Source organism: Pseudomonas beijingensis (genome assembly GCF_030687295.1).
Lineage (GTDB): Bacteria > Pseudomonadota > Gammaproteobacteria > Pseudomonadales > Pseudomonadaceae > Aquipseudomonas > Aquipseudomonas beijingensis.
Genome location: NZ_CP117425.1, coordinates 4864302 through 4888932 on the forward strand (window position 1 = coordinate 4864302; position 24631 = coordinate 4888932).

The 24631-nt window shown below is 61.7% G+C and carries 23 protein-coding genes; 17 read left to right on the forward strand and 6 right to left on the reverse strand.

Annotation, left to right across the window (positions count from 1 at the left end):
* Positions 1-201: 201 nt before the first annotated feature.
* The 6 genes from PSH84_RS21535 (at position 202) to PSH84_RS21560 (ending at position 5151) form a co-directional block, all read left to right on the forward strand.
* Positions 202-900, forward strand: coding sequence for an outer membrane protein (locus PSH84_RS21535; RefSeq protein ID WP_305467435.1), 699 nt, complete (start codon positions 202-204; stop codon positions 898-900).
* Between the two features lie 181 nt (positions 901-1081).
* Positions 1082-1249, forward strand: a complete 168-nt coding sequence (gene napE / locus PSH84_RS21540) for a periplasmic nitrate reductase, NapE protein (protein WP_305467436.1) — start codon at positions 1082-1084, stop codon at positions 1247-1249.
* A gap of 37 nt (positions 1250-1286) precedes the next feature.
* Positions 1287-1547: a chaperone NapD gene (locus PSH84_RS21545; protein WP_305467437.1), complete on the forward strand. Its 261-nt coding sequence runs from the start codon at positions 1287-1289 to the stop codon at positions 1545-1547.
* A complete protein-coding gene (gene napA / locus PSH84_RS21550; protein ID WP_305467438.1) occupies positions 1544-4048 on the forward strand; it encodes a nitrate reductase catalytic subunit NapA in 2505 nt (834 codons plus the stop codon). The genes PSH84_RS21545 and napA overlap by 4 nt, the downstream gene beginning before the upstream one ends.
* A gap of 11 nt (positions 4049-4059) precedes the next feature.
* Positions 4060-4545 (forward strand): nitrate reductase cytochrome c-type subunit, encoded by a 486-nt coding sequence (locus PSH84_RS21555; RefSeq protein ID WP_305467439.1) that lies wholly within the window; start codon positions 4060-4062, stop codon positions 4543-4545.
* A gap of 9 nt (positions 4546-4554) precedes the next feature.
* Positions 4555-5151, forward strand: a complete 597-nt coding sequence (locus PSH84_RS21560) for a cytochrome c3 family protein (RefSeq protein WP_163858287.1) — start codon at positions 4555-4557, stop codon at positions 5149-5151.
* A gap of 72 nt (positions 5152-5223) precedes the next feature.
* On the opposite strand, the gene PSH84_RS21565 is transcribed toward PSH84_RS21560, so the two are convergent.
* The gene (locus PSH84_RS21565; protein ID WP_305481775.1) at positions 5224-6006 is read right to left on the reverse strand and encodes a hypothetical protein; all 783 of its coding nucleotides are present in this window, start codon (positions 6004-6006) and stop codon (positions 5224-5226) included.
* Between the two features lie 244 nt (positions 6007-6250).
* Here PSH84_RS21565 and PSH84_RS21570 point away from each other — a divergent pair, with 244 nt between their 5' ends.
* From PSH84_RS21570 to PSH84_RS21585, 4 genes are all read left to right on the forward strand, one after another.
* Entirely contained in the window at positions 6251-6667 is a 417-nt protein-coding gene (locus tag PSH84_RS21570) for a DUF1810 domain-containing protein (protein ID WP_122565813.1), read from the forward strand.
* A gap of 240 nt (positions 6668-6907) precedes the next feature.
* The gene (locus PSH84_RS21575) at positions 6908-8614 is read left to right on the forward strand and encodes a molecular chaperone HscC (RefSeq protein ID WP_305481776.1); all 1707 of its coding nucleotides are present in this window, start codon (positions 6908-6910) and stop codon (positions 8612-8614) included.
* Entirely contained in the window at positions 8611-10275 is a 1665-nt protein-coding gene (locus PSH84_RS21580) for a J domain-containing protein (RefSeq protein ID WP_305481777.1), read from the forward strand. Before PSH84_RS21575 ends, PSH84_RS21580 begins: the two co-directional genes overlap by 4 nt.
* Positions 10272-11216 carry a DUF3829 domain-containing protein gene (locus PSH84_RS21585; RefSeq protein ID WP_305467447.1) on the forward strand — a complete coding sequence of 315 codons (945 nt, stop codon included), beginning with the start codon at positions 10272-10274 and terminating at the stop codon, positions 11214-11216. Before PSH84_RS21580 ends, PSH84_RS21585 begins: the two co-directional genes overlap by 4 nt.
* A 46-nt stretch (positions 11217-11262) precedes the next feature.
* Here the strand turns inward: PSH84_RS21585 and PSH84_RS21590 are convergent, their stop codons facing one another.
* The 4 genes from PSH84_RS21590 to PSH84_RS21605 all read right to left on the reverse strand — a co-directional run bounded on the left by PSH84_RS21590 (position 11263) and on the right by PSH84_RS21605 (position 15643).
* Positions 11263-11763 (reverse strand): GNAT family N-acetyltransferase, encoded by a 501-nt coding sequence (locus PSH84_RS21590; RefSeq protein WP_305483190.1) that lies wholly within the window; start codon positions 11761-11763, stop codon positions 11263-11265.
* 321 nt (positions 11764-12084) lie between these two features.
* Positions 12085-13329 (reverse strand): saccharopine dehydrogenase family protein, encoded by a 1245-nt coding sequence (locus PSH84_RS21595; protein WP_305481778.1) that lies wholly within the window; start codon positions 13327-13329, stop codon positions 12085-12087.
* Between the two features lie 28 nt (positions 13330-13357).
* Complete coding sequence (locus PSH84_RS21600; RefSeq protein ID WP_305481779.1) at positions 13358-14455, reverse strand: carboxynorspermidine decarboxylase; 1098 nt, start codon at positions 14453-14455, stop codon at positions 13358-13360.
* 252 nt (positions 14456-14707) lie between these two features.
* The gene (locus tag PSH84_RS21605) at positions 14708-15643 is read right to left on the reverse strand and encodes a Ppx/GppA phosphatase family protein (protein WP_122565820.1); all 936 of its coding nucleotides are present in this window, start codon (positions 15641-15643) and stop codon (positions 14708-14710) included.
* A gap of 209 nt (positions 15644-15852) precedes the next feature.
* On the opposite strand from PSH84_RS21605, the gene ppk2 reads away from it, so the two are divergent.
* The 6 genes from ppk2 to phnE all read left to right on the forward strand — a co-directional run bounded on the left by ppk2 (position 15853) and on the right by phnE (position 22020).
* Positions 15853-16770, forward strand: a complete 918-nt coding sequence (ppk2, locus tag PSH84_RS21610) for a polyphosphate kinase 2 (RefSeq protein WP_122565821.1) — start codon at positions 15853-15855, stop codon at positions 16768-16770.
* 66 nt (positions 16771-16836) lie between these two features.
* Positions 16837-18456 carry an inorganic phosphate transporter gene (locus PSH84_RS21615; RefSeq protein ID WP_122565822.1) on the forward strand — a complete coding sequence of 540 codons (1620 nt, stop codon included), beginning with the start codon at positions 16837-16839 and terminating at the stop codon, positions 18454-18456.
* A 330-nt stretch (positions 18457-18786) separates the two neighbouring features.
* Positions 18787-19638 (forward strand): putative selenate ABC transporter substrate-binding protein, encoded by an 852-nt coding sequence (locus PSH84_RS21620; protein ID WP_122565823.1) that lies wholly within the window; start codon positions 18787-18789, stop codon positions 19636-19638.
* On the forward strand, positions 19635-20435 hold the full coding sequence (locus tag PSH84_RS21625) for a phosphonate ABC transporter ATP-binding protein (RefSeq protein ID WP_305467451.1): 801 nt from the start codon (positions 19635-19637) through the stop codon (positions 20433-20435). The genes PSH84_RS21620 and PSH84_RS21625 overlap by 4 nt, the downstream gene beginning before the upstream one ends.
* Positions 20429-21256, forward strand: coding sequence for a PhnE/PtxC family ABC transporter permease (locus tag PSH84_RS21630; RefSeq protein WP_305467453.1), 828 nt, complete (start codon positions 20429-20431; stop codon positions 21254-21256). Before PSH84_RS21625 ends, PSH84_RS21630 begins: the two co-directional genes overlap by 7 nt.
* Positions 21253-22020 (forward strand): phosphonate ABC transporter, permease protein PhnE, encoded by a 768-nt coding sequence (phnE, locus tag PSH84_RS21635; RefSeq protein WP_305481780.1) that lies wholly within the window; start codon positions 21253-21255, stop codon positions 22018-22020. Before PSH84_RS21630 ends, phnE begins: the two co-directional genes overlap by 4 nt.
* 543 nt (positions 22021-22563) lie before the next feature.
* On the opposite strand, the gene PSH84_RS21640 is transcribed toward phnE, so the two are convergent.
* Positions 22564-23487 carry a LysR family transcriptional regulator gene (locus tag PSH84_RS21640; protein ID WP_122565827.1) on the reverse strand — a complete coding sequence of 308 codons (924 nt, stop codon included), beginning with the start codon at positions 23485-23487 and terminating at the stop codon, positions 22564-22566.
* Between the two features lie 113 nt (positions 23488-23600).
* Here PSH84_RS21640 and PSH84_RS21645 point away from each other — a divergent pair, with 113 nt between their 5' ends.
* The gene (locus PSH84_RS21645) at positions 23601-24596 is read left to right on the forward strand and encodes an aldo/keto reductase (RefSeq protein WP_305481781.1); all 996 of its coding nucleotides are present in this window, start codon (positions 23601-23603) and stop codon (positions 24594-24596) included.
* Positions 24597-24631 lie beyond the last annotated feature (35 nt).

Genomic DNA, 24631 nt, shown 5'->3' on the forward strand with positions numbered 1-24631 from the left:
GGATGTCACAGGGATACACAAACCGTGGCGAGGGAGCTTGCTCCCGCTGGGTCGCGAAGCGGCCCTGTTTTGGTGCTGCTGCGCAGCCCAGCGGGAGCGAGCTCCCTTGCCACAGGATGATTGCCCGGCTTTATTTCGCTTAGCTGACTGGCATTAGACGCTTCGCCTACTTATCGATAACAGCAACATTTCGGACCAAGCATGAACCTACAGAAAAACACCCACTATCTCGTCATGGGCGTCATGGGCCTGGGTGTCATCGCCCCAGCCTCGAGTTTCGCCGACACCCTCGGTCCCTATGTCAGTGGCATGGGCGGCGTGAACTGGGTCGCTGAGCAGGACCTTAACCAGAACGACCTTGACTTCGTCGAGATGGAATTCAACCAACCGTTGCATTCCGGCTTCGCCACCGGCCTGGCATTGGGCTGGCGGTTCCCGGTCGGGCTAAGACCCGAAGTGGAACTGAGCTACCGTCGCAACACCCTGACCCAGTTCAATCATCGGGTCTACGAAGGTGGTGGCAGTATCGACGGCAAAGGCGAAGAGGAAGCCACCAGCCTCATGGCCAACCTCTGGTATGACGTCACGAACCTGCCAGACCCGTTGAGCCGGTTCACCCCTTATGTGGGTGGTGGCCTGGGCTACGCCGTGCTGACCATCACCGGCCTGGAAGCCGGCGGCGTCGAGTTCGGCGACACCCATCGCGACACCGTCTCGGCCTGGCAACTCGGCACCGGGGTCGCTTACGAACTCAGCGAGCATTGGTCCATGTCCCTGGATTATCGCTACTTCAAGACCAGCGAAGCGCACTTCGGCAACATCCAGGGCCTGCCCCAGGGCGATGTGCAAACGGAGTACAACGCCCAGTCCTTGATGCTTGGTTTGCGGTATTGGTTGTAAGCGCTAGACGGATCGGTGCCTGGCCTTGGGCAGGCGCCAGTCCGCAGGGTGTTTGATCGATCATCGAGGAAATCAGCCCTGCAAAGTGTCCGAAGTAACCACTGGTCGGGATCTCCCCAACCAGAAAGGCCCTACAAAATTCGTGGTCTAGTATCAATCCAGGTTCGGCTGGAGATTCCCCATGTCGTTGGCTGAAGAACGCAAACCCGGACGCCGCAAAGAAACCCGGCTGTTCCTTTTCCTTGTCGTCTGTCTCTTTCCGTTGCTGTCGGTCGCCATCGTTGGCGGCTACGGTTTCCTCGTCTGGTTTTTCCAGATGCTGTACGGCCCACCCGGTCCTCCCAACTAGCGAATAGCGTTTTCTTGAAGGCCATTGGAGCTTGTTCATGGACGAAGCCCTGCATATTGCCAGTCTCATCGTACTCGCCCGACCGGAGTTGTTCGACGCGGTCAAGGCCAACCTGCGGCTGCTGGATGGCCTGGAACTGCATCATGAAAGCGCGGCCGGAAAACTCGTGGTGGTGCTTGAAGCCCAACACGAAGACCAGATCCTCCAGCGCATCGAACAGATCAACCAACTGCCTGGCGTACTCAATGCCGCGCTGGTCTATCACGAACGCCTCGACTCCGAAGGAGATGCCGAATGAACCTGACCCGCCGCGCATTCGTCAAGACCCAGGCCGCCGCCATTGCGGCCGCCGCTGCCGGACTGCCGATCGTGACGTCCGCCAGCAACCTGGTGACCGAAGCGGACATGGTCACCCTGGACTGGAACAAGGCCCCGTGTCGTTTCTGCGGCACCGGGTGCAGCGTGATGGTCGCGACCCGGGACAACCGCGTGGTCGCCACCCATGGCGACGTCAAGGCTGAAGTCAATCGTGGGCTGAACTGCGTGAAAGGCTATTTTCTTTCCAAGATCATGTACGGCGTCGACCGCCTGACCCAACCGCTGTTGCGCATGAAAAATGGCCAGTACGACAAGCAAGGGGAGTTCCAGCCGGTCAGTTGGGAGAAAGCCTTCGACATCATGGAGCTGAAGTTCAAGCAGGCCTTGAAGGACAAAGGGCCGCGGTCGGTGGGCATGTTCGGCTCCGGTCAATGGACGGTATGGGAAGGTTATGCCGCCAACAAACTGATGAAGGCCGGCTTTCGCACCAACAACATCGACCCCAACGCCCGCCATTGCATGGCCTCGGCGGTGATGGGCTTCATGCGCACCTTTGGTGCCGATGAACCCATGGGCTGCTATGACGACATCGAAGCCACCGATGCCTTCGTGCTCTGGGGGTCGAACATGGCCGAGATGCACCCGGTGCTCTGGAGCCGGGTCACCGACCGCCGCCTTAGCCAGCCCCATGTGAAAGTCGCGGTGCTGTCCACGTTCGAGCATCGCAGCTTCGAACTCGCCGACATTCCCATGGTGTTCAAGCCGCAAACCGACCTGATGATTCTCAACTACATCGCCAACCACATCATTGAAAGCGGTGCGGTCAACCAGGACTTCATCAACAAGCACACTCGGTTCGCCAAGGGTGTCGACGACATCGGCTACGGTTTGCGCCCTGACGATCCACGGGAAATGAAAGCCGCCAATGCCGCCAAGGCCAACAGCTGGACGGACATTTCTTTCGAGCAGTACGCCGCCTTCGTCAAGCCCTACACACTGGAGCGAACCGCCAAGGAAACCGGGGTGCCCGCCGAGCGTCTGAAAAACCTCGCCGAGCTGTATGCCGACCCCAAGCGCAAGATCGTCTCGTTCTGGACCATGGGCTTCAACCAGCACACCCGTGGCGTCTGGGCCAACAACCTGATCTACAACATCCACTTGCTCACCGGCAAGATCAGCGAACCGGGCAACAGTCCCTTCTCGTTGACCGGCCAGCCCTCGGCCTGTGGTACCGCGCGGGAAGTCGGGACCTTCTCCCATCGACTGCCGGCCGACCTGGTGGTGACCAATCCCAAGCACCGCGCCACCGCCGAGAAAATCTGGAAGCTGCCCGCCGGCACCATCCAGGAAAAGCCTGGCTTCCATGCCGTCGAACAGAGCCGCATGCTCAAGGACGGCGTGCTCAACGTCTGCTGGACCCAGGCCAGCAACAACATGCACGCCGGGCCGAACATCATGCAGGAAGTCCTGCCGGGTTGGCGCAACCCGAACAACTTCATGATCGTCTCCGATGTCTATCCGACCGTCTCCGCCCAGGCCGCCGACCTGATCCTGCCCAGCGCCATGTGGGTGGAAAAGGAAGGCGCTTTCGGCAACGCCGAACGCCGGACGCAATTCTGGCACCAATTGGTGAGCGCACCGGGAGATGCCAAGTCAGACCTGTGGCAGTTGATGGAATTTTCCAAACGCTTCACCACCGATGAAACCTGGCCTGCCGAATTACTGGCCAAGGCCCCAGAACTCAAGGGCAAGACCCTCTTTGAGGTACTGTTCAAGAATGGCCAGGTCGACCAGTTCCCCGTCGAGCAGATGGAAGCCGGCTACAAGAATGATGAAGCCAAGGCCTTTGGTTTCTATCCACAAAAAGGCCTGTTCGAGGAGTACGCCCAGTTCGGTCGCGGCCACGGTCACGATCTTGCCACGTTCGACCGCTACCACAGCGAACGTGGCCTGCGCTGGCCGGTGGTCGAGGGCAAGGAAACCCGCTGGCGTTATCGCGAGGGGTTGGACCCGTACGTGGAGAAAGGCAGCGAGGTGCAGTTCTACGGTTACCCGGACAAGAAGGCGATCATCTTCGCCCTGCCCTACGAGCCGCCCGCCGAATCCCCGGACGCCGACTACCCGTTCTGGCTGTCCACCGGCCGCGTCCTGGAACATTGGCACACAGGCACCATGACCCAGCGCGTCGAGGAGCTGTACAAAGCCGTGCCGGACGCGCTGGTCTATATGCACCCCGACGATGCCAAGGCCTTGAAGGCTCGGCGCGGCAGCGAGGTGAAGCTGATCAGCCGACGCGGTGAAATCCGCGCGCGCATCGAGACCCGCGGGCGCAACAAGCCGCCTCAAGGGTTGGTTTTCGTACCGTTCTTCGATGCCAACAAGCTGATCAACAAGGTCACGCTCGATGCCACCGACCCGATCTCCAAGCAGACCGACTATAAAAAATGCGCGATACGCATCGAGTTGGTCAGCGTGGCCTGAGGAGAACCGTGATGCTTTTTCGAATCCTGCCGTTGCTCCTGCTCGCGGTGATCGGCCTAGCGATCGCCGCTGATATCGACTACCCGCTCGATGCCCCCGCGCCAGACGGGCGCCGTCCCGGCGGCACGCTGACCCAGAGCATGCCTGCCCCACCCGTTGCCGATGAGGAAAACAAAGACCTCAAGCGCGAGCGTAATTACCCGGATCAGCCGCCGACCATCCCGCACACCATCCGCGGCTATCAGATCGACAAGAACGGCAACAAATGCCTGTCCTGTCACAGTCGCGCCAACAGCGCACGGACCCAGGCAACGATGATCAGCATCACCCACTACATGGACCGCGACGGCCAGGCACTGGCAGCTGTGGCGCCGCGTAGGTACTTCTGCAACCAGTGCCATGTGCCGCAGGCCGACGTGAAACCCTTGGTGGACAACAGCTTCGAGACCATCGACAAAATTCTGCAAGACGCCGCAAACGCCGCGCAAAAGCCTTGAGGAGGCAACATGAAAGCACTGTTCGCCCTGCTCAAGGACTACTGGGGTGTCCTTCGTCGTCCGAGCATGTACTACAGCCTCGGTTTCCTGACGCTGGGGGGCTTTGTCGCCGGGATCATTTTCTGGGGCGGTTTCAACACCGCGCTGGAGGCCACCAACACCGAGACGTTCTGCGTCTCCTGCCATGAAATGCGCGACAACGTCTTCGTCGAGCTCAAGGACACGATCCACTACACCAATCGCTCCGGCGTACGCGCCAGCTGTCCGGACTGCCACGTGCCGCATGAGTGGACCCATAAAATCGCACGCAAGATGCAGGCGTCGAAGGAAGTCTGGGGCAAGATTTTCGGCACCATTGATACGCGCGACAAATTCCTCGCTCTGCGACGCGAGCTGGCCGAGCACGAATGGGCCCGGCTCAAGGCCAACGACTCTCGCGAATGCCGCAACTGCCACAACTTCGAGTTCATGGATTTTACCCGCCAGGGCAAACGCGCCGCATCCATGCACTCGACATCACTGGCCAACGGCGAGGCGACTTGCATCGACTGCCACAAAGGCATCGCTCACAAGCTGCCCGACATGAGCGGTGTGAAGGGGTGGTAGACGGTTGCCATGCTCTGCGCAATCGCGTCTGCCACGACAATCCGGCAAATCTTTCGGTCCGAAACTCATCGCTTATCGCGACGTATACTGCATCTTGACGACTTCACCGATTCTCTGCGCAACGCCATTGGTGGGAGGCGTGACAGATCGGATCGACTGACCGCGATAAGGTCCGTCCGCGGGAAACCAATTCTGGACAACGACAACCTGTTTCGGTTGCTCGGCCGAAGCCGGGCCCGTGGAGATTTCATTGGTGAACTTGCAGGTATCAAACGTACCCAGGGCTGTCTTGAGCGTCTCACGCCCGTTATACGTCAGCTTCTCGACGACATCGAACTCGACCGTTGCCCCGGCGCTCACCGCTTTGTTTTTGTAGCTGACGGTGACGGTTTGCCCGGGTTGCAGATCAATCGGTGTGGAAGCGGGAGGCTGGTAGGTGGTGGTCACCAACGATGCCCCGGCACCATGGCGATCGCCGTAACGAACCAGCCGACCGTCCTTGATCTCGGCGAAGGTGGTCGTCAGGAAAAACGGCACATTATTCAAGAACGACGTGTGCACCGAAGCAACCGGATTGGCACCGGCAAATGCCTCACGCCCAAGCGTCTCGGTTTTGCCGCGACTGGTGGCTGGCGACAGGTTGTCGCGACTTTCATACTCCACCACCGTCCCGGCCTGAAAATCCGCTTCGTTGGTGCAAGCCGCGGAGGACGTCTCACTGGCCGTGGAAGCCGACGCTTCGGCGATAAAAGAACCCCAGCCACTGGCGGCAAGGGCCGAGACGGCGAACACCGTTGCCAGACGCATGCGGTAAGCCGTGTCGGCGTTGGACTTTCTGGCAGGTGTACTTTTCAAAAAACAGATCCTTGTTCAAATAGGCTCGTTGCGATCGATCGAAAACCCGACAGCGCCCATAGGTTAGGGTCGAGTGCCGACCGGCGCTATAGCGCAAGTGTGCTATAGGCTTTGCCCTCGTCCGGGCTGGGGGGGATGATCGGGACTACCGATACGCGCCAGACAATGACATCATAAGGCCACCACTTGGATCGAGCCTGGACGCGCTTCATTCTTCAGCCTTGAAACCGTATCAGAGGCTCGTATGACCGAAACACTGGAGCGCTTTGTCCAGGCGCAAGCGGCAACCTATGAGCGCGCTTTGCTCGAACTACGGCGCGGGCGCAAGGAAAGCCATTGGATGTGGTTCATCTTTCCGCAATTACGCGGCCTGGGTGTCAGCGAGAACGCCACCTACTACGGCCTGCGCGGCCTGAAAGAGGCGCGCGATTATTTGCATCACCCGCTTCTGGGACCGCGACTCGAACGCGCAACCCGCGCCGTCCTGGACTCGGAAGTCGCGGTAGAAAAACTCCTGGGGACCCTCGATGCCATGAAGTTCGCGTCCTGCATGACGCTGTTTGCAGCGGCCGCGGGCGAGCACTCCGTGTATGCCCAGGCGCTGGAGGGTGGGGTGAGTGTCGACTCAAGAACACTGGAATTACTTAAGGAACCAGAGTGATCTGGCCAGCGCTCGTTGCCTATCAATATCGAACCGATAGAGACCGTTTCCGATAAAGCGCTGGTGGGCGATGCGACCCACAGGTTGCCGAGGCTGGTCGACACGTTGGGCTGATCCGCCATGCAAAACTCGCCCATGATCGCCCCAAAGATTTCAACGAATACGCCGATACAGGCTTGATAAACTGACCGGCTCGCGGGTACGCCCTTGCGACGCAATGATTAAGGAGATCCAACGGACATGATTGTCGGCATTGACCTGGGCACCACCCATAGCCTGATCGCGGCATGGCGCGACGGCGCGGCGCAACTGGTACCCAACGCATTGGGCGAGTGGCTGACCCCGAGCGTGGTCGGCCTGGACGATGAGGGCCGGGTCATGGTCGGCCGCGCAGCCCTGGAGCGCCTGCAGACCCACCCCCAGGTCACCGCCTCGCTTTTCAAGCGCTATATGGGCAGCGCTCGTCTCACCACGCTTGGCAATCGACAGTTCCGGGCCGAGGAGCTCTCGGCCATGGTGCTGCGCAGCTTGCGCGAGGATGCCGAGCGGCATTTCGGCGAACCGGTGGAAGAGGCCGTCATCAGCGTCCCCGCTTATTTCAGCGATGCCCAGCGCAAGGCCACGCGGATTGCCGGCGAGCTGGCCGGGTTCAAGGTCGAGCGACTGATCAACGAACCCACCGCGGCCGCACTCGCCTATGGCTTGCATCAGCGCGATAGCGCCAGCACCTTCCTGGTTTTCGATCTCGGCGGCGGGACTTTCGACGTGTCCATCCTGGAGCTGTTCGAAGGCATCATGGAAGTTCGCGCCAGCGCCGGCGACAACTACCTGGGCGGGGAAGATTTCGACACGCTGCTGCTCCAGGATTTCGTTGCCGCACAGGCGGGCAACACCGAGGGGCCGATGGCCCTCGAAGACGCGCAGCTCTACGGTCGGCTGCGCCGTGAAGCCGAACGCGTGCGCAAATCCCTGGGCCAGGAGTCAAGCGCTACGTTCGCAGTACGCCAGGGCGAGCGCGAATGGCGTCGCGAATACACCCAGGCCGGCCTGACCGATCTGTATGCGCCCCTGTTCAGCCGCCTTCGAGCCCCTATCGAAACCGCTTTGCGCGATGCCCGCATCCGCGCCAGTGAGCTGGACGAAGTGTTGCTGGTGGGCGGCACCACCCGCATGCCGCTCGTGCGCAAGTTGGCCGCCAGCCTGTTCGGACGTTTCCCCTCGATCCAGCTCAACCCCGATGAAGCCGTGGCATTGGGCGCCGCCGTGCAGGCAGGGCTGAAGAGCCGCGACGCGGCACTTGAAGAAGTCGTGCTCACCGACGTCTGCCCTTATTCCCTGGGCATCGAAATTGCGGTCGAGTATGGCGGCAAGCTCGAAAACGGCCATTACCTGCCGATCATCGAACGCAACTGCGTGGTGCCCGTGAGCAAGGTCAAGCGCGTGTTCACCCTCCAGGATCAGCAAAAGGTCGTGCTGCTGAAGGTCTATCAGGGCGAAAGCCGTCGGATCAGTGAAAACATTCTCCTGGGTGAACTGGAAATTCCCGTGCCGCCCATGCCTGCCGGGGAAGTGGGGATCGACGTGCGCTTCACTTACGATACCAACGGCCTCTTGGAAGCCGATGCGCAGATCGTCCAGACTGGAGAGCGACGCAACCTGGTGATCGCCAATAACGCCGGCGTGCTGAATAGCGAAGAAATCAGCCAGCGCCTCAAGGCCTTGGAAGCACTGAAGATCCATCCACGGGACGAACAACCCAATACCCTGCTGATCGCCCGGCTGGAACGTCTTTACCAGGAAAGCCGCGGTGATCTGCGCCAACGGATCGATGAGTTGGCGACCCGTTTCGCCCAGATGCTCGATACCCAGGAACTGCACGACATCCGGGCGCTCCGGCTGCAGATCAGCGCCCAGCTCGACAGCCTGGAAGAAGGTGTCTGGCGATGACCTGCTGGGTGGTACTCGGGCTGCCGGAGGACGCCGATAAGCGCAGCATCAAGCGCCAGTATGCAAGCCTGCTCAAACAGCATCGGCCAGACGAAGATCCCGAAGGGTTCCAGCGCCTGCGAGAGGCTTACGAACAGGCGTTGGAGTGGGCTGACTGGCAGCAGGAAGTGGTGGTCGACGACGAGCAGCCAGTCCCCATCGAGCCGCCCCTCGTAGAACTGCCTGCCCCGAGGCAGGCACCGACAGGGCCCTCCCCCAGCCAGCGCCTGGCAGCGCAATGCCTGGAGGCGATAGACGCGACCAACCTCGCCAGCCGCCTGACGCAGGCGCGTCTTTATGCCTGCGAACGTGAATTCGAACACGGCCTGCTGGAGCGTTGCCTGACGCAGGAAGATACCTACGACCTGGCCGAAGCGGCCATTGCGCAGTTGCACTGGCTGACCCCCTGGCAGCGCCAGGACCTGCCCAGCGCCAGCACCGAGCAACTGCGCGGCAAGCTCATGGAGCTGGCATGGTCCCGCCTGACCGGGGCCTGCCACGATAGCCAACGCTTTCTCGATCTCGCCCGCCAGCTCGACGCCAGCCCGTGGCTACAAACCCTGGATGCTCGGCAATGGCTGAACCGCTGCCTGGCCATGGCCCTCCTGCAAGCACCGGGTTGGTCGGAGCAGTTGTTCGATGCCATCTGCGCGCAACAGGGCTGGAAGCAGACCGGCCACCATAGCCCGTGTCCGGAACCCTGGTGGAGTCAACTGCTTGCCCGCAGCCACTGCGCCACGTTCCTTCAGCAGCAGGTTCGCCTCGCCCAGGGTACCGACAGCAGCGAATCCCAGGCTGCACGCATGCTGTTTGGCTCGCTCGATGAAGACGCCCGGATGGGCTTGAGCATGAGCTTCAGCGCCGAGGATTGGGCTGCTTGCGAAACGCTGTATCGCAACGTCCAGCTTCGCTATCCCCATCTACTGGACGAAATGCCTCAACTGGCCCCGGAACTATGGCGCCCGTTGCGTCGCGAACCGCCGATGCTAGCCGTGCCACTGGCCCTGCTCGGCACCTCGACCTACATGAGCTGGGCCTTGGAATATCAACTGGGCGGCGCGTTCCTCACCAGTTTGATCGACCTGCTCCTGCGCGCGCTGCTACTGGGTGTCGTCGCCTGGGGCCTGCATGCGTTCTGCAAAGCACTGGGCCGCGGTGCCTGGCGCCTCGACCGATCGATCCAGACGCGCTTTGGTCATTGGCTGAGCCTGCGACGTCCTGCGCCCCTGCCGATTCGTGAAAGTCTCTGGGTCGGGTTGCTGGGTGTTCCCATCTACCTGGCCGGAGGTGCTTTCGCCGCTGCAACTTATTTCGGGATCCTCGCTGCGCTCGCGGCCCTGAGCCGACGCACCGCCGCCCGACACGGCAAGTCCTTTATGGCTCGCGCCTATGAGCGCGTGCCCGGGGATGTACTGGTCGGCCTGTTCCTGGGGATACTCGTGCCCCTGGTCATGCTGGGCAATGCCTTGGCCAACCACTCGAGTCTTGCCGCAAATCAAGGACTCCAGGCTTGGCCACAGCGTACCTGCGCCGCCCGCCAACTGACGGACTCGCCATGTCCTTCCAAACTTTCAGCCACCCAGTGGCATAAGCCCGACACCACCCAGGCGAAACAGCCATGATCAGCACCCGCGCCTTTATCACGGCGGTTGTCGTCCTGTTAACGATGGCTTGGCTGGTGCAGCGAGTCTCCAGTTCGGAAACCGTCGACAAAGCAACTCTTTCATCCTGGACCGACATCCAGGCCATTAACACTTGCCTGGTGGAAGGTGCGGAGCTGCTGGAACAGCGCTACGCCGACTATCACGCCGTTCTTACGCCGTCCAAGGATGTATGGCCGACCTGGCGGGGCTTTGTCGGGTTCGGCATGGGCTCTGACGATATCCTGAGGACCCAGGCCCCCTGCAAACCCTGGTTCCATAGCGACGATCCCGACCTGAACACCCAGGCCAAAAACTACGTCAAGGCCTATGACCGCCTACGGCCCGACGCACTGGCCATCGAGCGTTGGTTGGGGGACCGGTCGAACGAACTGCCTTCCCCCGAACTCGACCGACTCGAACAAGCCTTCAACCTGGGCCTGCAAGACGTACGTGCCCAAGCGATACCGTTGCGCCAGGCCCTGGAGCAACCGCAATTGCATGTTCGCGAGCAACAGTTGGCGGCCATCGAAACACGCCTGGGCCGTGACCAGCATTGGCAGACCCTGCGCTTCATGATCCTGGCACGTCAGACTATCAATGCACTCGACGCCATGACCGAAGGCGCACCGCTGAGCCCGGAACAACTGCTTACGGCGCAGCAGACTCTCACGACCCGTTGGACGGACGCCGAGACCTTGATACAGGCCCTGCCCCGGTTGCGCTCGGCCAACGGCAACCGGCCCGTGTGGACCCACATCAGCTTCGCCGCCAAGGAATGGATCAGCGCTCTGGAGCGCTTGCAGCAACACTGGGCTTCAGGCGCCGACGCCGATGAACTGAACCAGGACCTCGCCGCCGCTCGGACCGGTTATGACGAATTGCAATCGCGCTATAACACGGCGGTGAAGGCTCAGTATTGAGGAAACGTACGAGCGACACCTGACGCTGTCCGGCGTGGATCGAGTTCTAGATCGAAAGCACAAAGCGGCATCCAGCCTCGATCTCCTCGCCACCCGACAGCGCTCCAGGCACAAACCCGCACCGCTCAAGGACCTTCCTTGAGCCGACGTTGCTCTCATAGACATAAGTCACCAATTGCGTAAGCCCCCAACGTATCCGCGCCGCCTCGATCAGATGTTTCAGGGCCTGCGTTGCCAACCCTTGCCCACTCGCGCGTTGATCAATGCGATAGCCCACCTCGGCGCAACCGTGCGGTGAATGGATGCCTTTCAAATTCGCCCGCCCCACGATTCGCCCGCTGGAATCTTCGATCACAAACGGATGCCAAGTGCCCTCGGCAAAATCGGCCAGATAGCTTTCAATGTGATCGGTGACGCCCGTCAATGAATAAAAGCTAGGGTCCCGTGGGTCAATCTGCGATTCGAACCATTCACGGTTATGGATTTCGAAGGCCAGCAGGGCTTGCACATCGGTCATTTCCAGCTCGCGGATCCTGAATGGTTTCACTGATTGTTTCTCCTGGGTCGTGAAGCTCAATCGTAAGGTCGAGTGATCGTTCATGGCGAGGGTTTCTGCTTGAGCGGTCTTTTGTTGGGGGGCCGCTGCGCAGCCCAGCGGGAGCAAGCTCCCTCGCCACGGGGTTCATTTGATGGGAGCCATGAACGAAAAATGCTCCGTACCTTTCGATACGGAGCATTTCTTCAAGGCTTCCCGCGGATTGCCAGGGCTTCACGCAACGGTGAGGCGACTGGTTCAATCGCCTGCAGAGTCCAGAGCGACTCTACAGTTCCTATCGGGGGAGCCAGGGCGGAACCTGCCTGGAGTCCTTCAGGCGTTCTGGTTCCAGGGACGGTCTCCATGCTCGTCCTTGATGCGCGTCGGCAGGCCCATCACGTCCAGCGCCTCGAGGAACGCCTCGGCAGGCAGCTCCTCGACGTTGACCATGCGCTGCACGTCCCACTCGCCACGGGCCACCAACAAGGCCGCGGCCACGGGTGGCACGCCGGCTGTATAGGAAATGCCCTGGCTGTCGGTTTCGGCGTAAGCGTCCTCGTGGTCGGCCACGTTGTAGATGAACATTTCGCGCGGCTGGCCATCCTTGGTGCCCTTGACCAGGTCACCGATGCAGGTCTTGCCGGTGTAGCCCGGTGCCAGCGAGCTCGGGTCAGGCAGCACAGCCTTGACCACTTTCAGCGGCACGACTTCCAAGCCCTCGGCAGTCTTGACCGGTTGCTCGGAAAGCAGGCCAAGGTTCTTGAGCACGGTGAACACATTGATGTAGTGCTCGCCGAAACTCATCCAGAAACGCACGTTGGGCACGTCGAGGTTCTTCGACAGCGAGTGCACTTCGTCGTGACCGGTCAGGTACAGGTTCTGCGAGCCGACCACTGGCAGGTCGTCGGTGCGCTTGACCTCGAACATGGTGTTGCTGGTCCACTGGCTGTCCTGCCAGCTCCACACCTGTCCAGTGAATTCGCGGAAATTGATTTCCGGGTCGAAATTGGTGGCGAAATATTTGCCATGGGAGCCGGCATTGACGTCGAGAATATCGATCGAATCAATGCGGTCGAAATGCTGTTGTTGCGCCAGTGCCGCATAGGCATTGACCACACCCGGGTCGAAGCCCACGCCGAGAATGGCGGTGATGTTCTTTTCCTGGCACTCCTGGAGATGGTTCCACTCGTAGGTGCCGTACCAGGGCGGCGTCTCGCAGACCTTGCCCGGTTCTTCGTGGATGGCGGTGTCCAGGTAGGCCACGCCGGTATCGATGCAGGCACGCAGCACCGACATGTTGAGGAAAGCAGAGCCGACGTTGATGACGATCTGCGACTCGGTTTCGCGAATCAGCGCCTTGGTCGCTTCGACATCCAGAGCGTTCAGTGCAAAGGCCTTGATGTCGGCGGGTTGCGTGAGGCTACCCTTGGCCTTGACGCTGTCGATGATGGCCTGGCATTTGGAGATGTTGCGCGACGCGATAGCAATACGACCGAGCTCGTCGTTGTGCTGCGCGCACTTGTGGGCCACCACCTTGGCGACACCTCCTGCACCAATGATAAGTACGTTCTTCTTCAATTTCTTTATTTCTCCTCCTTCCGCCAGCTCAAGAGAGGCTGGACAAGTAGTCGTCGTAAACAAACTCGCGAACCACCTCGACGCTGCCGTCGAGTTGCTTCACAACGATGGACGGCATCTTCAGGCCGTTGAACCAGTTTTTCTTGACCATGGTGTAGCCCGCTGCGTCGATGAACGACAGCCGATCGCCGATGGACAGCGGACGATCGAATTTGTACTCGCCAAAGATGTCGCCGGCCAGACAGGATTTGCCACAAACCATGTAGGTGTGTTCGCCTTCGCTCGGTGCCAGCTTGGCGTCCAGGCGATAGATCAGCAGATCGAGCATGTGCGCCTCGATGGAACTGTCCACAACGGCCAAGTGCTTGCCGTTGTAGAGCGTGTCGAGCACGGTGACTTCCAGCGACGCGCTCTGGGTGATCGCGGCCTCGCCCGGCTCCAGGTAGACCTGCACGCCATACTTCTGCGAGAAGGCCTTGAGCCGTGCGCAAAAAGCGTCCAGGGCGTAGCCCTCGCCGGTGAAATGGATGCCGCCACCGAGGCTGACCCACTCGACCTCATGCAACAAGTGACCAAAGCGCTCTTCGATAGTGCCCAGCATCTGGTCGAACAAGCCGAAATCGCCGTTCTCGCAGTTGTTGTGGAACATGAACCCGGAGATATGCTCGATGACTTGCTCGATTTTCACCGGATCCCATTCGCCCAAGCGGCTGAACGGTCGCGCCGGGTCGGCCAGCAGGTAATCGGAACTGCTCACTTGCGGGTTGACCCGCAGGCCGCGGACCTTGCCGGTCGAGGCCTCGGTGTAGCGCTGCAACTGACCGATGGAGTTGAAGATGATCTTGTCGCAGTTGGCGAGCATCTCCTCGATCTCATCGTCAGCCCAGGCCACGCTGTAGGCGTGGGTCTCGCCCGCGAATTTCTGCCGGCCAAGCTTGAGTTCATAAAGCGACGACGACGTGGTCCCGTCCATGTACTGCTGCATCAGGTCGAACACCGACCAGGTGGCGAAGCACTTGAGCGCCAGCAAGGCCTTGGCCCCGGACTGCTCACGCACATAGGCGATCTTCTGCATGTTCGCCAGCAGCTTTTGTTTGTCGATGAGGTAGTACGGCGTTTTGATCATTTTCGAGGCCTCCGGGCAAGGCGAGCCAAAAAAGGATGCGCATTGTGCCTTCACTGACTGCAGATCGAAAGAGCGAAAAGCCCCGTTCGCGCAATCATCCTGATCCAGGCCGACGCTTTGCGATCACCGGACATACCGGCTGCCCAGGCGACGAAATGCTGGATGATCTGACAAAGGGGGGTAACCGCAGAGCGCCGATGCTCGACCTTGAGCCGTTGCGCATGTTCGGCACAGCGGGACAACCGTTCGGGATCAGTGCTTGTGCATCAGGCCATGAAGCACACCGAACCTGAGACCCGCTTCGCAAGCGAGCATGTCTGTAATACCGAAGACCTTGAACGCCGCCAGCATGATCGCCAGGCCACCGGGCAGGATGCCCAGGCGATGGCTCTGCAAACCGGCCAACCTGAGGCGGTCGACATGCCCGACTTCCAGCAGCCGCAACGACAGGCGCAACAACCCGCTGTAGGTAATACCGCCTTGCCCAGCGTCATTGAGACCATTGGCCTTGAGCACCTTGGCCAACATCCGCGCCGTACCGGATGAGCCGATCACCTGCTGCCAGCCCTGCGCGCGATAACGCGCCGCCACTTCTTCAAACTGCAGGACTGCTACTCGTTCAGCCTCCAGCAGCGCCTGAGCGGTGATACGTCCGCCCGCAAAGTAACGCGCGCCAAAGGTGCCACTGCCGATGGCAATGCTCTCCGTCAACAACGGCTGAGCGCCCTGTCCCAGAATCAGTTCGGTCGAGCCACCGCCGATGTCCACCACCAGTCGTGTCTGCTCGACACCGGGCACCGCATGGGCCACACCGGCATACACCAGCCGGGCTTCTTCATGCCCGGACAGCACGTCGATCCGAAACCCCAGGTGCCGCTCGGCGCTGGCCAGGAACAGTTGGGCATTGGCCGCTTCGCGCACGGCACTGGTGGCCACCGCCCGTACCCGTCCGGCTTCAAAGCCACGCAGCTTTTTGCCGAAGCGGGCCAGGGCCTGCCAGCCTCGATCCAGTGCCAACTCGTCCAGAGCCCCGGCTTGCAGGCCCTCGGCCAATCGGACCGGCTCGCGCAGGGTTTTCACTTCCTGGATCACCAACTGTCGATTGCGCTTGACCGACTGGCCAATCACCAGGCGAAAGGCGTTGGAGCCCAGGTCAATGGCCGCGAACAGGGGGGCGTCGCCTTTCATAGGGGTGTTCCTTGATTCATCAGCCAGCAGGCACAAGCGCTGCGGGCATCCCACGATGGTTTGCGAGGATCCTGCCATGGGTTCGATGACACCTGGATGACACCCCCTGTTTTAGCCTGCGACAGGCCCATGAAGCGCAGATGACCGTCACTACTATGTAACAAATTGCAACTAGCGTGGGTCGCGCCCCCACGACCGAGTTTTCCATCATGTTTTCAACCCAGGACACCTTGGTACAGCGCATCCACCGCGAGCTGCTGGATCACAATGACGAAGAACTGGAGCTGGAGTTATCTGAAGACGGGCATGACCTGAACGCCTTGTTCGATGAACACGCCCCGGATGGCAGCGAGAAGGAAATCCGCCGATTGTATTTCAGCGAACTGTTCCGCCTTCAGGGCGAACTGGTGAAGCTGCAAAGCTGGGTGGTCAAGACCGGGCACAAGGTCGTGATCCTGTTCGAAGGGCGCGACGCCGCCGGCAAGGGTGGCGTGATCAAGCGCATCACCCAGCGGCTCAACCCCCGGGTGTGTCGCGTCGCCGCCCTGCCCGCCCCGAACGACCGTGAACGGACTCAATGGTACTTCCAGCGCTACGTTTCGCACCTGCCGGCGGCGGGGGAAATCGTGCTGTTCGACCGCAGTTGGTACAACCGCGCCGGGGTCGAGCAAGTCATGGGGTTCTGCACCGACGACCAGTACGAAGAGTTCTTCCGTACCGTGCCGGAATTCGAGCGGATGCTCGCCCGCTCCGGCATCCAATTGATCAAATACTGGTTTTCCATTTCCGACCAGGAACAGCATCTGCGCTTTCTCAGCCGCATCCATGACCCGCTCAAGCAATGGAAGCTCAGCCCCATGGACCTGGAGTCCCGCAGGCGCTGGGAGGCCTATACCAAGGCCAAGGAAATCATGCTCGAACGCACGCACATCAGCGAAGCCCCCTGGTGGGTGGTGCACGCCGACGACAAGAAAAAAGCCCGGCTCAACTGCATCCATCACCTGCTAGGGCAAATGCCCTACGAAGAAGTGGAACTGCCGACCATCGAACTGCCGCAGCGAGTTCGACAGGAAGACTACTCCCGCAGTCCGACGCCACCGGAGCTCATCGTGCCCCAGCTCTATTGAAACCCGCCAGGCAGGGACGCCCGGCACCGAGCCCCACTTTCACTGCCCACTGAATCGGACTGCATCATGACGAACCAGACCCTGGCCATGGACTCATCGAGTGCCATCGCCCCCAGTTCAAGGCCGCAACTCAACCGCAAGCCAAGCGTGCTCACCCTGGTGGTGTTTTTCGCGGTACTGGGCAGTGGCCTGCTGTTTACCGCCTACAGCCTGATGCACGACATGAACGAGCTCGGCACCGTGGTGACCACCTGGACGCCGTTCCTGCTGTTGGGCGTGGCCCTGGTGATTGCCCTTGGCTTCGAGTTCGTAAACGGTTTCCACGACACCGCCAACGCGGTGGCCACCGTCATCTACACCAACTCCATGGCGCCGAACGTGGCCGTGGCCTGGTCGGGCTTCTTTAACTTCCTCGGGGTGCTGCTCGCCAGCGGCGCGGTGGCTTTCGGTATCATCGCTCTGTTGCCGGTGGAACTGATCCTGCAAGTCGGCTCCTCCGCCGGCTTCGCCATGATCTTCGCCCTGCTGATCGCCGCTATCCTATGGAACCTGGGCACTTGGTGGCTGGGCTTGCCGGCCTCTTCGTCCCACACCTTGATCGGCTCGATCATCGGCGTCGGCGTCGCCAATGCCCTGATGCACGGGCGTGACGGCACCAGCGGCGTGGACTGGGCCCAGGCGACCAAGATCGGCTACGCGTTGCTGCTCTCGCCACTGGTAGGCTTCGGCTGCGCCGCGCTGTTGCTGCTCGCGCTGCGGGCCTTCGTCAAGAACCGCTCGCTGTACAAGGCTCCGCAAGGCAACACCCCGCCGCCCTGGTGGATTCGCGGCATGCTGATCCTGACCTGCACCGGCGTGTCATTCGCCCACGGCTCCAATGACGGCCAGAAAGGCATGGGCCTGATCATGCTGATCCTGGTCGGCACCCTGCCGATGGCCTATGCGCTGAACCGCACCATGCCCGCCGACCAGGCCCTGCAATTCGCCGCCGTGGCGCAAGTCACCCAGCAGGCCCTGGTGAAGCACTCGCCGCTGCCGGCCCCGACGGACCCGCGGGCGATCCTGACCACCTACGTTGGCAGTAAGGAGGCGACGCCGCAGTTGGTGCCGGCCCTGGCCGCCATGACTGGCAGCATCGGCGCCGAGGTCAAGGGCTACGGCTCGCTGGCCAAGGTACCGGCCGAAGCCGTGGGCAACGTGCGCAACGACATGTACCTGACCAGCGAAACCATTCGCCTGATGGACAAGAACAAGGTCGGCAACTTCGACGCCGACACCAGCGCCCAATTGCAATTGTTCAAGCAGCAGATCGACAACTCCACGCGCTTCATTCCACTGTGGGTGAAAATCGCCGTGGCCATCGCCCTCGGCCTGGGCACCATGGTCGGCTGGAAGCGCATCGTGGTGACGGTGGGTGAGAAAATCGGCAAGACCCACCTGACCTATGCCCAAGGCGCTTCAGCCGAAACCGTCGCCATGCTGACCATTGGCGCCGCCGACATGTTCGGCTTGCCGGTGTCCACCACCCACGTGCTGTCCTCCGGCGTGGCCGGCAGCATGGTCGCCAACGGCTCTGGCTTGCAGATGCGCACCATCCGCAACCTGTTGATGGCCTGGGTGCTGACGCTGCCGGCCGCCATCCTGCTGTCCGGCAGCCTCTACTGGTTGTTCACCAAGCTGTTCTGACCGCCTGTTCGCCGAGGCCTCACCTGACGAGGCCTCGGTTCTCCCGCCCGCCACGGCCCCCTGTGGGAGCGAGCTTGTTCGCGATAGCGAAGGATCAGTTACAAGGTTGGTGACTGACACACCGCTATCGCGAGCAAGCTCGCTCCCACATGAACCATCGCTATCGTCGGGTCGTCGCCCGGAGCAAGCCCCCACAAGGGGATTGGGTGAGTTCACAACCAGAAACGGTTAACATCCCTCTCCTTCGTCTACCCTCACAGAACGGCGTACCGCCATCCCTGTGGGCGTGATGCTTCAACTTTCCTTGCCTTCCCGTACCGGAGATCTTCCATGCTCAAGCCTTCCCTGGCATTGGCCGCTGGTGTTGCCCTGTCGTTTTGCAGCTTTCTGGCGCAGGCCGCCGACACCCTGAAAGTCAGCGCGATTCCCGATGAGGCCCCGACCGAGCTGCTGCGCAAGTTCAAGCCGCTGGGTGCTTACCTGGAACAACAAACCGGCATGAAGGTCGAGTTCGTCCCCGTGAGCGATTACCCGGCGGTGGTCGAGGCCCTGGCCACTGACCGCATCGACATGGCCTGGCTGGGGGGCTTCACCTTCGTCCAGGCGCGCCTGAAAACCGGCAACGCCATCCCGCTGGTCCAGCGCGAACAGGACGCCCAGTTCACCAGCAAATTCATCACCGCCGACCCCGCCGTCAAATCCCTCGCCGACCTCAAGGGCAAGACCTTCGCCTTCGGCTCGGTGTCGTCGACGTCCGGCAGCCTCATGCCGCGCTATTTCATGCTGCAGGACGGCATCAAGCCGGAGAGCTACTTCAGCCGTGTGGGCTACTCCGGTGCCCACGACGCCACCGTCGCTTGGGTCCAAGCCGGCAAGGTCGACGCCGGGGTGCTGAACGCCAGCGTCTGGGAAAAACTGGTTGCGGCCGGCAAGGTCGACACGACCAAGGTCAAGGTCTTCGCCACCACCCCTGCCTACTTCGACTACAACTGGACGGTGCGCGGAACCCTCGACCCGGCGTTGGCGGCCAAGATCAAGGCGGCCTTCCTGGCCCTCGACCCGGCCAACCCGAAGGACAAGGAAATCCTCGACTTGCAAGCCGCCAGTCGCTTCATCGAAACCAAGCCTGAGAACTACAAGGGCATCGAGGAAGCCGCACGCGCCGCCGAACTGCTCAAATGACCCTGCAACTGACCCAGGTCAGCGTGACCCATGCCAACGGCGTCCAGGCGCTACGGGGCATCGACCTGCACATCGGCGCCGGCGAACAGGTCGCGATCATCGGCCCGTCCGGCGCGGGCAAGTCGAGCCTGCTCAACCTCCTCGCCACCGCCCTGCGCCCGGGCAACGGCGAGCTGCAGTTGCTCGGCGAACGCGCCTGGCAACTGTCCGCCCGTCAGCGTCAGCGCCTGCGCGCGCGCATCGGTCTGATTCACCAATCGCCGCCCCTGCCGCCACGCCAGCGTGTGGTGACGGCGGTCCTGGCCGGAAAACTGGGTCAGTGGGGCATCGGTAAAAGCTTGTTGAACCTGCTGCACCCGCTGGATATTCCAGGCGCCAGGGCGGCATTGGCCCGGCTGGACCTGGGGGACAAACTGTTCGCGCAATGCCAGCAACTGTCCGGCGGACAGCTGCAACGCGTGGGCATTGCCCGGGTGTTGTACCAGGCGCCGGAGGTGTTGCTGGCCGACGAACCGGTTTCGGCTATGGACCCGGTCTTGGCCGAGCACACGCTTTCGGTGCTGTGCCGTCACGCCCGGGAACACAACGTCACCCTGGTCGCCAGCCTGCACGCGGTGGAACTGGCCTTGGCACACTTTTCCCGGGTCATCGGCCTTCGGGACGGGCAGATCCTCTTCGACCTGCCCACCGAGGCGGTCGACCGTCCGTTGCTCGACACGCTCTACGCCAACGAACAGCTGCAGTCTTCGCCAACAACGCCCCACGCGCCCTTGAGCGTGCAGATTCCCCGATGCTGACACGCGATACCCGAGACCCCGCCACCCGCCCGCGCCTGCTGCTCAGTCTGCTGGCGCTTGTGCTGCTGTGGCCGGGCATCCGGTTCAGCGAGCTGGATCTCGGCGTGCTGCTGGCGAGCGACAGCCAGAGCGAAATGGGCCGGTTCGTCGCGGCGTTCTGGCCGCCCGCCCATGGCGACGAATTCGTTGAATTGCTGTGGCAGGCCACCTTGCAAACGCTGGCGATCGCCACGGCCGGCATGGCCCTGGCATTGCTGCTGGCGGTGCCCGCGAGCCTACTGGCCAGCCGCGCCCTCTCACTGTCGGCGGCCTCCCGCGCCGGGCACCCGGGTTATTGGGGTCAACTACTGCGCTGGCCGGTACGCGGCGTGTTGATCTTCTTGCGCAGCGTGCCGGAAATCGTCTGGGCCTTGCTCTTCGTGCGCGCCGTAGGCCTCGGCCCAACGGCCGGCGTACTGGCGATTGCCATTACCTACAGCGGCATGCTGGGTAAGGTCTATGCGGAAATCTACGAATCGGTCGACCAGCGTCCGGCCCACGCCCTCTTGCAGTCCGGCAGCAGCCGGCTTGCGGCCTTCTGCTACGGGATCCTCCCCAATGTCGCGGCGGAACTGTTGTCGTACACGGTGTACCGCTGGGAATGTGCGATCCGCGCCTCGGTGGTGATGGGTTTCGTCGGGGCCGGAGGGCTGGGTCAGCAAATGGACCTGTCGCTGCGCATGTTCGCCGGCGGTGAAGTGGCCAGCTTGCTGCTGACGTTCCTCGCACTGGTGCTGCTCGCCGATCAACTCAGCCGCCTGCTGCGCTGGAGGCTGGCATGAATCGCCTGCTCAACGCGGTCATGCTCCTGTGCATCGGTGCGGCAGTCGTGGCTTCGTTCATCTACCTGGGCATCGACCTGGGCGAGCTCGGCGACAGCGGCAATCTGCAGCGGATGGCGGCTTATGCGCAGCGCTTTCTCAGCCCGGACCTGAGCCCGAGCCATCTGAAGGCGATCGGTCATGGCGCCCTGGAAACCCTTGCCATGTCCGCCCTTGGCACCCTGCTTGCGGCGGTGTTCGGCCTGCTATTGGCCTTGCCGGCGGCCGGGCGCTTCGGCTGGCTGCTGCAAAGCGCTTCGCGCCTGGTGCTCAACGCCTTGCGCGCCGTTCCAGAACTGGTCTGGGCGGCGCTGATGGTCCTGGCCGCCGGGCTTGGTCCCAACGCCGGCACCCTGGCCTTGGCCCTGCATACCACTGGCGTGCTCGGCCGACTGTTCGCCGAGGCCCTGGAAAATACCCCCTCCGAACCGGCCGATGCCATCCGCCTGCAAGGTGGCAATGCCGTGTTGGCGTTCTGCTACGGCACGCTGCCCAACCTCCTGCCCCAGCTACTGGCCTATGTCCTGTACCGCTGGGAAAACAATATCCGCATGGCCAGCGTGCTCGGCTTCGTCGGCGCCGGGGGACTGGGGCAAATGCTCTACGTCAGCCTCAGCCTGTTCCAGGAAGCCCAAGGCAGCACGGTGATCCTGGCGATGCTGTTGCTGGTTTTGGCGGTCGATACGTTGAGCGGTTGGAGTCGCCAGCGTTGGGTCAAGGCTTGAGGTGTTGGGGTAAAACCAACACGTTCGATAAAAGCCTTCCCGAGATCCTGGTCTTTCATTCCGAGAGGCATCGTTTTTTTGGTGTGTATATCCGTTGCTGCGGTAACGGCCACTTAGGGTTGCGCCCTGACGGCGAGTCACTTTCGAAAATCCGGAAGCCGGCCCAGGCGAAAGTGACCAAAGCGCTTCTGCCCCACCGCTCGGTGCCTGCGTTCGGCCATCGTGGTTAACGGGGCACTCCAGATCAACGTCCACCCCGAGGCGGCCTGATAGCCGATCTGGCTCTTGATGGGGACCGCGTTTTTCCTGTGGGAGCGAGCTTGCTCGCGATGAGGGCGGTAGGCTTAACATCCATGTGACTGAACCACCGCCATCGCGAGCAAGCTCGCTCCCACACAGGTTCTTGGTCGTTTATAAGATCAGTGTCCACCGCCGATCCCTGTGGGAGCGAGCTTGCTCGCGATGGCGGTGGGTCTGCTTGCATCAATGCTGAATGTGCCGCCCTCACGAGCAGGCTCGCTCCCACAAAGTTTTCCCATGGCTCTACGCCCTCTCCATCAACGCCGGCTGCACATCCGCCTCACCCTGCAACAACTCAACCACCCAATCGATAAACACCCGAACCCTGGGCGACAGCTGTCGATGGGGCGGGTACACCGCTGAGATCGGCCACACCGGCACACTGTACTCGCTCAACACTTCGACCAGCCTGCCCTCGGCCAACTGCCGTTGCACGTGGTAACGCGGCACCTGGATCAAGCCGAATCCCGCTTCACAGGCCGTCACATAAGCGTCGGCGTTATTGACGGTCAACTCACTCGGCAATTGCATTTCCCGCACCCGCCCCGCCACCTCGAATTCGAACGGGAAGAACCGTCCATTGCCCGACGCAAAGCCAATGGCCTGATGCGTCGGCAAATCCTCCAGCCGCCGAGGCGTGCCGACCCGAGCGAGGTAGCCGGGGCTGGCACAGGTCAACTGATGAAGGCGCACGATGGGCCGCGCCACCAAGCCTTGATCAAGGATAGTGCCGGCGCGGATTGCGCAATCCACGCCCTCGCGCTGCAGATGGACTTGGTGATCATGAAAACCCATGTCCAGTTGCAACGCCGGGTAGCGGCGATAGAAATCCGGTAGGCGCGGCAGGATCCAGGTACAGCCAAAGGCGATGGGCATGTCCACCTTCAAGGTGCCACGCGGCTGGCTCCGTTGCGCCGACAACGAACTTTCCAGGTCATCGAGGTCGTCCAGCAACTGGCCGCTGCGCTGGTAATACGCTTGGCCATCGAGCGTTGCGCGCACCTGTCGGGTGGTGCGCTGCAACAGTTGCACGCCCAAATGGGCTTCCAACTGCTGGATCAACAGGCTGACCGTGGCTCGGGGCAAGCCAAGGTCATCGGCCGCCTTGCCAAAACCGCCCAGCTCGACGATACGCCGGAACACTTGCATGGCCTGTAATCGGTCCACTGTCGCGCCTCATTATTTAGATATTCCGAATAGTTAAACCAATAATAGGGTATTTATCCAGGAAACCCCTTGCTGGAGACTGCACAGGTCGTTCATTTCCAGGAGCTATCAGCATGAAGACCCGCCAACTCGGCCATCGCGGCCCTTACGTTTCCTCCATCGGCCTGGGCTGCATGGGCATGTCGGACTTCTACACCACGGGCACGGACGAGGGCGAAGCGATTGCCACGCTGCACCGCGCCGTGGAATTGGGTGTGACGCTGTTCGACACCGCCGACATGTATGGGCCGCATACCAACGAAGCACTGCTCGGACGTGCCCTGCGAGGCAAGCGTGAAAGCCTGTACCTGGCGAGCAAGTTCGGCCTGGTGCGCAGCAGCGATCCCCATGCCCGTGGCGTCAATGGCCGCCCCGAATATGTGCGACAGTCGATCGACGGCAGCCTCAAGCGCCTCGACACCGACTACCTCGACCTCTACTACCAGCACCGCATCGACCCGGAGGTGCCCGTCGAAGAAACCATCGGCGCCATGGCCGAGCTGGTCAAGGCCGGCAAGGTCCGCCACATCGGCATCTCGGAGGCCAGCGCCGAGACCATCCAGCGAGCCCACGCCGTGCACCCACTGGCTGCGGTGCAAAGCGAATACTCGTTGTGGTCCCGCGAACCTGAACACAATGGCGTGCTCGATACCTGCAAACGCCTGGGCATTGCGTTCGTCGCCTACAGCCCCTTGGGCCGAGGCTTTCTGACCGGCGAGCTGAAGTCACCGGAGGATTTTGCCGCCGATGACTATCGCCGCTTCAACCCGCGCTTCCAGGCCGACAACTTCAAGCGCAACCTGGCGCTGGTCGAACGGGTCAAGGCCTTGGCCTCGGACAAGGGCATCAGCGCCTCGCAACTGGCCCTGGGTTGGGTATTGGCCCAGGGTGACCACGTCATTCCGATCCCGGGCACCAAGCAGCGCAAGTACCTGGAGAGCAATGTGGCGGCGGCTTCGGTGGCGTTGAACGCTGACGAATTGGCCCAGCTGGATGGGATTTTCACAGGCGACGGTGTGGTGGCGGGCGACCGATACCAGGCGCAGACGATGACGTTGTTGAACGGTTGATCCGTCGGCTGGGCTGTCGGTTTCGACGGGCCGTA